The organism is Rurimicrobium arvi, from assembly GCF_039540495.1.
Taxonomy (GTDB): Bacteria; Bacteroidota; Bacteroidia; order Chitinophagales; family Chitinophagaceae; genus Rurimicrobium; species Rurimicrobium arvi.
Genome location: NZ_BAABEZ010000022.1, coordinates 1,253,437 through 1,266,321, shown reverse-complemented (window position 1 = coordinate 1,266,321; position 12,885 = coordinate 1,253,437). Strand labels below are relative to the sequence as shown.

11 protein-coding genes are annotated in these 12,885 nt (G+C 46.9%); 5 read left to right on the top strand and 6 right to left on the bottom strand.

The features are described 5' to 3' along the window. Positions 1–12: 12 nt before the first annotated feature. Together ABD846_RS12315 and ABD846_RS12310 are read right to left on the bottom strand one after the other, a co-directional pair. Positions 13–462, bottom strand: coding sequence for a hypothetical protein (locus tag ABD846_RS12315; RefSeq protein WP_344827394.1), 450 nt, complete (start codon positions 460–462; stop codon positions 13–15). 77 nt (positions 463–539) lie between these two features. Further along, on the bottom strand, positions 540–1,805 hold the full coding sequence (locus ABD846_RS12310) for an adenylosuccinate synthase (protein WP_344827391.1): 1,266 nt from the start codon (positions 1,803–1,805) through the stop codon (positions 540–542). Positions 1,806–1,974: 169 nt separating this feature from the next. Here ABD846_RS12310 and ABD846_RS12305 point away from each other — a divergent pair, with 169 nt between their 5' ends. From ABD846_RS12305 to apaG, 4 genes are all read left to right on the top strand, one after another. Next, on the top strand, positions 1,975–2,613 hold the full coding sequence (locus ABD846_RS12305) for a DUF1579 family protein (RefSeq protein WP_344827388.1): 639 nt from the start codon (positions 1,975–1,977) through the stop codon (positions 2,611–2,613). Positions 2,614–2,647: 34 nt separating this feature from the next. After that, positions 2,648–4,018: a dipeptidase gene (locus ABD846_RS12300; RefSeq protein ID WP_344827386.1), complete on the top strand. Its 1,371-nt coding sequence runs from the start codon at positions 2,648–2,650 to the stop codon at positions 4,016–4,018. Positions 4,019–4,099: 81 nt separating this feature from the next. Continuing rightward, entirely contained in the window at positions 4,100–4,552 is a 453-nt protein-coding gene (locus tag ABD846_RS12295; RefSeq protein ID WP_344827383.1) for a regulatory protein RecX, read from the top strand. 44 nt (positions 4,553–4,596) lie between these two features. After that, a complete protein-coding gene (apaG, locus tag ABD846_RS12290) occupies positions 4,597–4,983 on the top strand; it encodes a Co2+/Mg2+ efflux protein ApaG (RefSeq protein WP_344827380.1) in 387 nt (128 codons plus the stop codon). Between the two features lie 69 nt (positions 4,984–5,052). Here apaG and ABD846_RS12285 read toward each other — a convergent pair whose 3' ends face one another. From ABD846_RS12285 to ABD846_RS12270, 4 genes are all read right to left on the bottom strand, one after another. Then, positions 5,053–6,189: a cysteine desulfurase family protein gene (locus tag ABD846_RS12285; protein ID WP_344827377.1), complete on the bottom strand. Its 1,137-nt coding sequence runs from the start codon at positions 6,187–6,189 to the stop codon at positions 5,053–5,055. A gap of 560 nt (positions 6,190–6,749) precedes the next feature. Next, complete coding sequence (locus ABD846_RS12280) at positions 6,750–7,556, bottom strand: M48 family metalloprotease (protein ID WP_344827376.1); 807 nt, start codon at positions 7,554–7,556, stop codon at positions 6,750–6,752. A 12-nt stretch (positions 7,557–7,568) separates the two neighbouring features. Beyond that, entirely contained in the window at positions 7,569–8,591 is a 1,023-nt protein-coding gene (locus ABD846_RS12275) for a fatty acid desaturase family protein (RefSeq protein WP_344827372.1), read from the bottom strand. 36 nt (positions 8,592–8,627) lie between these two features. Continuing rightward, positions 8,628–9,512, bottom strand: coding sequence for a lysophospholipid acyltransferase family protein (locus ABD846_RS12270; RefSeq protein ID WP_344827370.1), 885 nt, complete (start codon positions 9,510–9,512; stop codon positions 8,628–8,630). Positions 9,513–9,735: 223 nt separating this feature from the next. Between ABD846_RS12270 and secDF the strand changes: the two genes are divergently transcribed. Next, entirely contained in the window at positions 9,736–12,852 is a 3,117-nt protein-coding gene (gene secDF, locus ABD846_RS12265) for a protein translocase subunit SecDF (protein ID WP_344827367.1), read from the top strand. The last annotated feature ends 33 nt before the right edge of the window (positions 12,853–12,885 follow it).

Here is a 12,885-nt window from a genome sequence, read left to right as displayed (position 1 = left end):
GACATTGTTTTTTTAGAAATCATCATCATCATCATCTCCGAAGTTGTCTTCAGAAAAGAATCCGAGATCTTTGAAATCGTCATCGAAATCATCATCACCACCTGCTTTTCCCGGTTTTTTAGGTCCGGATTTTGTTTTGGATTTAGGCAGATCAAATTCTTCAAACTCTTTATCCAGATCAAATTCTTCGTCGGCAAACTCGTCGTCTATATCCCCGTCCGCATCATCAAAATCTTCATCGTCCTCATCTTCATCATCCAGATCATCTTCGTCTTTCTTCGCTTTGGTTGTGGTTTTCTTCGCGGCAGTAGCTTTCTTTTTAGGCTCGTCGTCCTCAAGCAGCCCCTCTTCTTCGTCCTCATCCACCTCATTCTTCTTCGAAACAGCTTTTTTTGCTGTCTTCTTTTCGGCCGGAGCTGCAGCCTTTTTGGTGGTCGTTTTTTTAATTGGGTTCGATTTCATATCTCGTGTTCTTGTTACCGTAAAATTTTAACTGTTTCGTGAAATTGCCAAATTTTTTTTCCTAAAAAAAATTAAGATTACAGGTTGCTAAGTAATTGGTTCCGACCCGTTCCGTTAGATATGTACGCAATTTTTGTGCCAAGATATTGTTCCACAAAATCCAGGTACTTTGTAAAGTTTACCGGAAGCTCCTGTATGCTTTTACATTCGCTGATCGGCTTTTCCCAACCATCAAATGATTGGTACACGGGATTGAGAGTTGCGGTGCAGATGTCGAAAGGAAATTCTTTTGTCGTATCGCCGTCGATTTCGTAGGCAGTTGCCGCCTTGATCGATTTGAAACCATCGAGCACGTCCGCTTTGGTGAGGATGATTTTAGTAACACCGCTCAGCATAACGGTGTAACGTAAAGCTACCAGGTCGATCCAGCCACAACGGCGGGAACGTCCGGTTACTGCTCCGAACTCATTTCCTGCTTTACGCAACGCTTCTCCGGTAGGGTCGTCCAGCTCAGTAGGGAAAGGACCGCTTCCCACACGTGTGCAATACGCTTTTGATATACCGTATACATCGCCGATGCGGGACGGGGCCACACCCAGTCCGTTACATACGCCCGAAGCGATTGTGTTGGATGAGGTAACGAAAGGATACGTGCCGTAATCGATATCCAGCATGCTTCCCTGCGCACCTTCCGCAAGTATTTTTTTGCCGTTGCGCAGGTGCTCGTCAATCCAGTACTCAGCGTTCACGATCTGAAGCCCGCGCATATACTCAATTGCGGCGAAGAAATCCGCTTCCCAGTTCTGCCACTCGCTGTCGTGATTATAGTGCTGCAGCATAGCGATATGTTTCGCTTTCAGCTGCTCATATTTCTTTTCAAAAGAAGGAGACAGTATATCGCCCACGCGCAAACCGTTACGACCGGTTTTATCCATATAGGCAGGTCCGATACCCTTAAGCGTGGATCCGATTTTATCGGCACCCTTTGCCGCTTCGGAAGCCGCGTCCAGTGCCCTGTGCGTAGGAAGGATCAGGTGTGCTTTCTGAGACAGGAACAGTCGGCTCAGTACATCAGGACGGATGTCCGTGAGTTGCTGGAGTTCGGCCTGAAGCGCAACGGGATCAATCACCACGCCATTCCCGATCAGGTTCAGGCAATGGTCCTGAAATACGCCCGAGGGAATAGTGCGCAGCACCACTTTTTTGCCGTCTACATACAGGGTGTGTCCCGCGTTGGGACCGCCCTGGAAACGGGCAATAATATCATACTGAGCCGCCAGATAATCGACAATTTTTCCCTTGCCTTCATCGCCCCATTGCAGCCCCAATAATACGTCTACCATATTGTGTTTTGAAAATTAAAGAGCGAAAATAGTATTGAAATTTCAAATAGCCATTTCAAATTTCATTTTCCGCGGATTTCAAAGATTCCACCTGCGTATTTGGGCTATATTAGGCAATAAGCCTTACATTTGAACGCATCAAAAAAATAACCTAAACGCATATAGTCGCATGAAAAAAATAATTTTATTTACCTCCCTGTTGCTCGTTACCGCACCGGGATGGGCTCAGAAAAAAAGCAAAAAAGCAGCCAAAGCCGAAACGCAGGAAGCAGCTCTTCCTCCGGGTGCCGTAAACCCCGAAGAAGCCGAACGCCGGCGCTCTGAAATGGAGGCGCGCATGCTGAGCCCGATGCACCATATGCTGATGACCACTGCCGGACACTGGCAGCTGGAAATGAAGGTGTGGAGTTCTCCCAAATCACAAGAGGTAATGACCAGTTTGTTTGAATGCGATACCCGCCCTATGGCGGAAGGTCGTTTCCTTGTTTCGGAAATCCGCGGTATGTCCGGGAACATGCTGTACGAAGCACAAAGCGTCATGGGCTACAATGCAACCACTCAGAAGTTTGAGCGCCTGTGGTTCGACAACCTGAGCTCCGGAATGCTCATGCTGGAAGGAACTTATGACGATGCATCCAAAAAGATCAACTTCACCGGCGCTACCACAGATCCGCGCACGCACGAACGCATACCTATGAGACAGGTGTTGCACCTTGCCGATCCCGCTAAGATCGTGCTGGAAGTATTCATGCAGTTCAAAGAGGGTAAAGAGTTCAAGTCAATGGAAATTAACTACAATCGCCGTTAACCAATTTAGCTAACAATAATTACTACCATAAATCATGCAAGTCTGGAAAGAATACATTGATCAGAACAAAGACAGATTTTTAGAAGAGTTGTTCACGTTGCTGCGCATACCGTCTATCAGCGCAGACAGCGCTTATAAGCCGGACGTGGCCCGTTGTGCCGAAGCTGTAAAGCAAAGCCTGATCGATGCCGGGGTCGACAAAGCAGAAGTATGTCCTACCGCCGGACACCCGATTGTGTACGCAGAAAAAATTATCAGTCCTTCAGCACCCACTGTTCTCGTGTACGGTCACTACGATGTACAACCCGCAGATCCGCTGGAGCTATGGCACAGCGGACCGTTTGAACCTGTGGTTAAAGACGGGAAGATATACGCCCGCGGAGCATGCGACGATAAAGGTCAGATGTTCATGCATGTAAAAGCTTTTGAAGTGCTCTCCCGGACAAATACGCTCGCCTGCAATGTGAAATTCATGATCGAAGGAGAAGAAGAAGTGGGGTCATCCAATCTCGGTACGTTCCTGGAGCAGAATAAAGAACTGCTGAAAGCGGATATCGTTCTGGTTTCTGATACTTCTATGATCAGTATGGAGCATCCGAGCCTGGAAACAGGTCTGCGCGGGCTCGCGTACATGGAAGTTGAAGTGGTTGGGCCAAACCGTGATCTGCATTCAGGAGTGTACGGAGGTGCCGTCGCAAATCCGATCAATATCCTCTGTAACATGATCGCATCACTGCACGACGAAAACAACCATATCACCATACCTGGTTTCTACAGTAATGTGGCGGAAATGAGTACCTCCGACAGGGAGGCATTGAATGCTGCACCATTCGATCTGGAAGCATATAAGCAGGACCTCGGAGTAAAAGACGTGCTCGGAGAAAAAGGATATACCACACTGGAACGTACCGGTATCCGGCCAACGCTGGATGTGAACGGCATCTGGGGCGGTTATACAGGGGAGGGTGCAAAAACGGTACTCCCTTCAAAAGCAAACGCGAAAATCTCCATGCGACTCGTTCCGCATCAGTCTTCACAGGAAATAGCCGGGTTGTTCCAAAAGCATTTTGAAAGCATTGCTCCCGATTCGGTAAGCGTAAAGGTGACGGCACATCATGGCGGCGAGCCTGTTGTAACACCTACGGATTCTGTAGCATACAAAGCCGCAGCGAAAGCGATAGAAACGGCATTCGGCAAATCGCCGATCCCTACCCGTGGCGGCGGAAGTATTCCGATCATTGCATTGTTCGAAAAAGTACTGGGATTAAAAACAGTGTTGATGGGCTTCGGTCTCGATAATGACAATATCCATTCTCCGAACGAAAAGTATGATGTGGCCAATTACTATAAAGGCATAGAAACCATACCTTATTTCCACAGGTATTTTGCGGAAATGAGCAACTAACGGAGCGTGTCGTGACAAATAAATTTCCTGGCCGTGCATTGTCTTTTGCACGGCCAAAATTTTGAAATAAACAGTCGGTGTATGGACCTTAAATCGATGATCGCTAAATATTGCGCCTATCAGGACAGATGCCAGCAGGAAGTGAAGAATAAGCTGTATGAAAGCGGCGCATCCCGCGACGAGGTGGAAGACCTGCTCGTATGGCTGATACAGGAAAAATTTCTTGATGAGGAGCGCTACGCCCGTTCCTTTGCACGTGGTAAATTCCGCATCAAGAACTGGGGACGCAGGAAAATCGTATATGAACTCAAGCAGCACCAGATCTCTGAATACTGCATCAGAAAGGGACTCTCGGAAATAGATGAAACGGAGTACCTCCAGACCTTGCAGACGCTTACAGAAAAGAAATTACCGGATCTGCGTTCTTCCGGAAACATTTGGGCGAAGCGTGCGAAACTGCAACGCTATCTGAACAGCAAAGGGTTTGAAACGGAATTAGTGAACGAAATGTTGAATCGCTATCTCGGAAGTTAGATCAGATTCAGAAAGAATGTACATTTACAAAAACACGCAGGGATATGGTTCAGAAAGTAACCAATGATGTAAACATAGTGGTGGAGACGTTTTATCAGGAGGCACACAGCAATCCGATTCAATCGGAGTACCTGTTTGCCTATCGCATCACTATTGAAAATCTGGGCTCTGTGCCTGTAAAATTGCTGAGGCGCTACTGGCATATAGTCGATAGCAATGGGGAGATCCGCGAAGTGGAAGGAGATGGCGTTGTGGGACAGCAACCGGTTATAGAGCCCAATCACCAATACCAGTATGTATCCTCCTGTAATCTCAACAGTGACATGGGTAAGATGTCCGGTATATACACGATGCTCGATCTGTTTACGAATAAGCAAATACAGGTGCTGATACCGGAATTTTTGCTGATCGCTCCGTTTAAAGAAAATTAATGATACGCTTATTTTGTACAAAGTAAAGGCTCACCGGACAGTGAGCCTTTGCTTTTATAACGTAGACGGTTAAGCAATCAGATCCTTTAGTTTGCTGATCACCGCATCCACTTCCTCTTTCTTATTGTGTTTACTGAAGGAAAAGCGGATCGGAACCATAAATTCGGATTGCCCGTTGTAAAGACATTTGATCACATGGCTTACGGAAGTGCTTCCGCTGGAACAGGCGCTGCCGCCGCTCACGCAAATGCCCGCCATATCCAGGTTGAACAGCAGCATTTCGCTTTTTTCGTTCTTAGGGAAAGAAATATTCAGCACGGTGTACAGGCAGTCTCCGAAGGTGTCTCCATTGGTACGGATGTCCGGAAATGCCGACTTCAGCTGATCGTGCATATAGGTTTTCAGGTCAAGGATGTATTGTTTATCCTCTTCATGCTTAGCCATTGCCATATCCAAAGCTTTCGCGAAACCGACGATACCATAGAGGTTTTCCGTTCCGGCGCGCATGTTTCTTTCCTGCGCACCACCGTGGATCATAGGCTTCACCTGTATGTGCGCATTCACATATAATACGCCCACGCCTTTGGGACCGTGGAACTTGTGTCCCGCAGCGCTCGCAAAATGCACTTTGAGAGCAGGCAGGTTCATAGGGTAGTGCCCGATTGTCTGTACCATATCGCAATGAAACACGGCACCGTACTGTTCGCAGAGATTGCCTACTGCAGCCACATCGAGCAGATTGCCGATTTCATTGTTGGCATGCATCAGGGTCACCAGAGTTTTGCCTTTATGGTCACGGAGCAAACCTGTAAGATGTTCCAGGTCGATATGTCCGTTCGGCAGCACCTGTACATAATGCAGCGGGATATTACGATCGCGCGCCACTTCTTCGGCGCAATGCAGCGTTGCATGATGCTCAAGCGGAGAGGTGATAATATGGTCGCATCCGAGATCCCGCACAGCGGTAGTGATCGCGGTATTGCTGCTTTCAGTTCCTCCCGAGGTGAAGAAAATTTCTCCCGGTGTGACACCCAGATGTTTCGCTACCTGCTTACGCGCATTCTCGATGGCCATTTTTGTTTCGCGGCCATAAGAGTAGACTGAAGACGGATTTCCGAATTTTTCAGTGAGATAAGGCATCATTGCCTCCAGTACCTCACTGTCCAGCGCCGTGGTGGCCGCGTTATCGAAGTAGATTCTTGTCATTACCTGGTTCTAAAAATGAACCGCAAAGTTACACTTTTTTAATGTTTTTACGACAATTGCCGGATTCATGTCATCCGCCGCCGCACGGCATTTCAAGGTGTTAACGCTCTGTTATCCAGTTTTTATAAAAATCATTTAAGCAGCATTGCGAATGTATTTTCATAAATGAGTGTTCCCGCTGGTCAGACGGTAATTTACTGGTATGACAAGTGTATCCGTCATTTGGGAAACATGATTTGCGAAACAGCATAAATGAGGTATTGGGTCTGAAAAGTGACAAGATTATCTGGCACGTTTTTTGATCACAATTATGCTATTGTACGCCGGCCTGCAGGATCCGGTCGTAGATGCGTACGGTATTGATTTTCGATTAAATAACTTGTTGTATCTATGGTTCGAAAGGGTACCCTTTTGAGGTTTATTATTCTGTTTTTGGCAATAACACTTTTTTTTCTCATCAACATTGTTGGCTGCTGACAGACAATACACCTGATAATATAGCGCAAATAAGAAGCCCCGGGACAATGTGCCGGGGCTTAACGTTTTGGTCGTATATTATGCTACAGGTTATTTTTAAATGCGGTATATCCGGTGATATCCTCATCGTCCTGGATCTGAGAGACGCACTTGCCGTCGGCTGCATACTGCTCGATCTGTGCAACCCGGTTGTCCGGGTTAGGATGGGTGCTCAAAAACTCAGGGGGATTTGAAGCTCCGGAATTGATAATTTTCTGGAAGAAATAGGCAGCCCCGTCTGAATGGTAGCGGGTAGGGCAGAGGTAGATAACAGAATAATGGTCGGCCTCGCTTTCATCCGCTCTGCTGAAACGGAGGTTTACCAGACCCTGGGCGATTTCGGTGATCATATTCTGATTTTTACCGAGAACGACGTCCAACAGCGTCTGCACACCATATTGCTTCGTCATCTGATTGGTGCTGTGACGTCTGTCTGCATGCGCCATTTCATGGCCCATTACTCCGGCGAGTGCCGATTTACGGTCCAGGTATTTTATCAGACCCGTGTAAACGTAAATATATCCGCCGGGTGTGCAGAATGCATTCTGTATGTCATCGTTGGCAATGATCTTCACCTCCCAGAGAAAGTCGTCCTTATGCGTCACCATTCCGGAATTCAGAATGTCGTCACGCAGCGCATTGATATAAGTATACGCAGCCTGATGTGTGGAAGGGTCGAGTATCGGATATTGGGAAGGGTCGGCTTCTATCTGTTGTTTTGCCTGGAGTCCGAGCTGTTTGTCATCATCAATGGTGAAAATATTGAACCCGGTGCTGTTTTTACCACAGGAACCGGCAAGAACGGAACTTCCTAATATTCCCGCAAAGAGTAGCGCTTTTGAGTATTTCATAGGGCATCGATTTTAATTGGATGCCGCTAATATATTACTTTTTGTGGTCTCATTTTCACTGTTAAATTCTTTTAAGCTAATCATGCGCTGGGTTTCCGGATCCCAGAGTTTCAGACGCAGGCAGGCAGCAATATCCTGTAGCTTGAAAGAGGTTTCTTTTGCATGACGCAGTTCGGGTATCGCAGCATAAACTTCCGGCAATCTGTAGAAAGGTATACGCGCGTTCAGATGGTGAATGTGGTGAAACCCGATATTGCCTGAAAACCATTGCATCATTTTGTTAGTGCGTAGATAGCTGGAAGACTCAAGCGCTGCCTTTTCATAGGTCCAGTCTTCATTGCAGTTAAACATAACACCGGGAAAATTGTGCTGGGCATAGAAAAGATAAGATCCCATTGCACAGGTAAGCAGAAATGGCAGGAAAATCAGGAACATCCAGGTACTTACGCCTGCGAAAGCAATAATGAGCACAGTGTAAGCTGCATGCAATAATAAGGCGATCAGGGAATCAAAGTGTTTTTTGGGAGTGCTGATGAAAGAACCCACGCACATGCCATATATAAATATGGTGAGGTAACCTGAAAGAATGGACAACGGATGCCTGTTGGCCAGGTAGGTAAAGCGCTCCCCGCGGGTCATTGCGGCAAATTTCTTACGCGTGGCTATCGGGTAGGATCCGATGCTGGCGCTGAACAGTTTAGAATTGTTTTTGTGGTGATAATCGTGTGAGCGTTTCCAGATGCTGGGAGGTGTAAGCATATAATAGCCATACGCCGACATGATCAGTTTCGCGGCTTTTGACTTTTGCAGTATCGTATGATGTTCGTAATCGTGGTAAATGATGAACATGCGCATCATCAGCAAGGCCATAAAAATGCTGCCTGTAAGCCTGAGCGGCCAGAAAACGCCGTATGCAGCCACAAATCCGGCGGCAAATAAAGCGCACAATGTTACAATAAGCTCATACCAAGAGCGTGCACGCTGCTCCTGTGCGTATGGCTTAGTTGCCAGAATAAGTTGTTTCCCAGTTAACATCTAATTTTTTCGGGGTGTCTAAATATACAAAAATTTTTATCTCCTCTTATGTTTCCATCGCTTGTGGGTCCAGAGCCATGTTTCCGGTTGCGCAATAATATCCGCTTCCAGCCGGCGTGTATGAGCAGCCGTGAGCTCTTCTTCCGAAAATTGTTCCGGATTCCAGATTTCAGGGTCGATTGACAACTCGTAAAATCCGCGTTTCTTCCGTCGGACAGAGACGTACAGAACTTTTCTGTTCAGCTTTTTCGCCAGTTTTTCAGTGCCGGGAAATACAGCCGTATCCTGATTCAGAAACCTCACCCAGTGCGCGTTTTGCGGAACAGGAGATTGGTCTGCTATAAACGCAGTGGCAGTGAGTTCGGATTTATGACGCACCATTTCCCGGAACGTATCGTTCATCGCAATAAGCCTGGAGCCAAAGCGCGAACGCATCCGGTACATCAGACTGTTGAAATGAGGATTAGTTAAAGGGTGGTAGATAACGTAAAGCTGATGCGGACTGCAAAGGCTGAATGTATTGCCGCCCCATTCCCAGTTGCCGAAATGGCCCAGTACAAGAATAACACTTTCGCGCTGATCTGCAAGTCGCTGCAACATATCCCGGGACGCCTGATCCATACTACACCTTCTGAGCATTTCCTGCCTGCTGATCGTTAGTGTCTTGAATGTTTCCAACAACACATCACAAAGAAAACGGTAAAAGCGCCGCTCTATTGTGGCAATCTCCATATTAGTTTTTTCAGGAAAGGCGTTGCTGAGGTTTTCCCATACAACGGAACGGCGGTATCTGACGACATGAAACAGCAGGAAAAATGTAATGTCAGAAATTCCGTAAAGTATGCCAAAAGGAATCACAGCCAGCAAGTAAATGAAAGGAATTGCCAGATAGTAAGTAATCGTTCTGATGGCCTGGTGCAAATTTAGTGATGTACGCTTTTCCGGTACCTTACGGAAACCGGGATGACAAAAATAGGCAAATTTTTAAATAATTTTAGCAAATCGGGTTGTTTTTCCGGGGAATCCGTTAATTTACCACCCGCGTCAACAGCGTATACGGCAAACATTGTTTTTAAAGTTAAAATGCTATATTTGCCCACTTTTATTTTTAACATAATACCATTGATTTAACCCCTGAAGACCTATGCAATTAAAAGGTTTGGTAAAGTTTTTTACCGTCGCGTTAATCCTTATCTCTCTGTACCAGCTCTCGTTCACGTTTGTAGTAAGGAATGTTGAGAACAAGGCCCGGGCGTCGGCACGTAGCTATGTGTTGTCGCGCCAGCCTGAATTGGCTAATAATGCAGAAGAGCTGCAGAAAGCGGTGGATAACCGTTTTGATCAGATCAGCGATAGCCTTCAGGGCGAAACTGTTTTCAACGCTATTTTCAAAAAATACACTTTCCAGGAAGCCAAAGATCAGGAGATCAACCTCGGTCTGGATCTTCAGGGTGGTATGAACGTTACGCTGGAAGTAGGCCTGGACGGACTTGTCCGCTCTATGAGCAACAACCCTAAGGACCCTGCCCTGAATAAAGCAATCGCAGAAGCTAACGCATTGAAAGCGAACAGCGATGCTGATTTTATCAAACTCTTCGGTGATGCTTATCAAAAAAGCAACGGCGGCAATCTGGCGGCTTTGTTTACCAAGCCTTCAGAAAAAGATATTACGCTGAATTCCACTCCTGATCAGGTGCTTGCCAAAATCCGTACAGAAGCGGATGAAGCGATCGTGCGTACTTATAATGTTATTCAAACCCGTATCGACAAATTCGGTGTATCCAACCCGAACGTAAGTCTGGACAAAAGAAAAGGAATCATTTCTGTAGAACTTGCCGGTGTGCGTAATCCGGAACGCGTGCGCAATTTCCTGCAATCCACTGCCCGTCTGCAATTCTGGTCTGTATATGTACCTGACAATACGCTGGGCGATGCTCTGCTGAAAGCTGACGAAGCGCTGTCTGCTTATCTGAACGGAAATACGGCTCCGGCTGCAACCGACAGTGCTGCTGTTGCAACGCTGGATTCAGCCGGTGCTCCTGCTGCCGATTCTGCCAAAACAACTGCTGCTGCAGATACAAAAGATACTTCCAGCCTTTCTTCCCTGATGAGCACATCCGGTACTAAAGATGGTACTGCGAATAAAAAGGATACTGCGGGACTGTCTGCAAAAAATAAAAATCCGTTGCTGTCTTTGCTGGCAGGATCTCAGGCAGGTAATCCTGCGTTCGCCTTCATCGAAAAGAAGAACGCTAAGAAGTTCATGGAATACCTGGAACTGGATGTTGTAAAAAGCAAATTGCCGGCCAACGTACGTATCCTGCTTGAAGCGGAAAACGGACGCAACAAATTCAATCCTAATGCTCCGCTCGGACTGTATGCAATCAAACTGGTTCCGGGTAAAGACGGTGCGCTGCTGGAAGGTGATCAGATCACTGAGGCTGGTCGTGATTATGATCAGCTGACCGGTAAACCTGAAGTGCGTATGAACTTCAATAACACCGGCGAGCGCCTGTTTAAAAAACTGACCGGTGAAAACGTCGGAGGTTTTATTGCTATTGTACTCGATGACCGCGTCTACTCTGCTCCTTCTGTTGCACAGGAGATCGCGGGCGGTTCCTGCTCTATCAGCGGTAGCTTTACCCTGGACGAAGCAACGGATCTCGCAAATATTTTGAAATCAGGTAAACTGTCTGCCCCGGCACATATTGTTCAGGAGCAGGTGGTAGGACCGACCCTGGGCGCGGAATCTATCGCAGCCGGTAAAAACTCCCTGATCCTTTCGTTCATCGTGATCTTCGCGCTGATGCTGCTGTATTACAATACTGCCGGTATCGTTGCGAACATCGCCCTGATCCTCAACCTGTTCTTTACAATCGCTATTCTTGCTTCCGCTCACGCCACGCTTACAATGGCGAGCATCGCGGGTCTTGTACTCACGATCGGTATGGCGGTCGATACGAACGTAATCGTGTTTGAGCGTATTAAAGAAGAGTTATCTGCAGGTAAAAGCTATCATCAGGCAGTCGATGACGGTTATAAACGTTCTTATGCTCCCGTGCTCGATGGTCACATTTCCCAGTTCATTACTGCGGTGATCCTGTTTGTATTCGGTCTTGGTCCGGTGAAAGGATTTGCGTACACACAGATGTGGGGTCTGTTCCTTTCCGTATTCTGCGGATTGATGGTTTCCCGCCTGATTACAGACATCTGGATGAAAAAAGAAAGACACTTCAACTACTTCACGAAATTGTCTTCTTCTATCTTCCGTAAAGCACACTTCCACTTTATCGAGGCTCGTAAGATCACTTACGTGATCAGCGGAATCATCTTTGTTTTAGGTATCGCGTCTGTTTTCCACGGCTTCAACTATGGTGTTGAGTTTGCCGGAGGTCGCAGCTACACAGTGAAATTTGCTGAAAAGCATCAGGTAAGTGAAGTGAAAGACAAGCTGAAAAAGCATTTTGACGATGAGTTCCCTATTGTAAAAACGATTGGTACCAAAGGAAGTCTGAATATCACTACGGCTTACATGATCGAAAAGCAGGGTGAAGAAATCACTACCGCCGTACGTAAACGTCTGTATGATGGTTTGAAAACAGAGCAACTGATTCCGGCTTCTGTAAGCTACGAAACGTTTGCCGACAGCTATATTGAAGAAGAGAAAACGGTATTGCCTACCATCTCCGATGATCTGAAACGTGGAGCGGTTTATGCTACATTGTTCGCTGTCGCCGCGATCTTCCTGTATATCCTGCTGCGTTTCCGCAAATGGCAATATTCACTCGGAACGATTATCTCCCTGTTGCACGACGTTTGCGTAACATTTGCTGTGTTCTCATTCTTCAAAGACATTACTCCGTTCGCACTCGAAATTGACCAGCACTTTATTGCTGCAGTACTTACGGTAATCGGATTCTCGATGAACGATACCGTGATCGTATTCGACCGCGTACGTGAGTACTTCCGTAAGAATCCGGGTGAGGGTAAAGTAAGCGTGATCAACCGCGCGATCAATGATACCCTGAGCCGTACGGTAATGACGTCTCTGACGGTATTCCTGACGATCCTGATCCTGTTCGTGTTCGGAGGTGAAGCTACACGTGGTTTTGCGTTCGCAATGCTGATCGGTGTGATCACCGGTACCTATTCTTCTATCTTCGTTGCGGCTCCGGTACTGGTAGACCTCGACAAGAGCGATAAATTGTCTGAAGAAGTAGACCGTGAAGCGTATGTTTCTGCCCTGAAGAACGAAGCATAAGCAACTCCTGAAATAAATAAGCGAAAGCCTGGT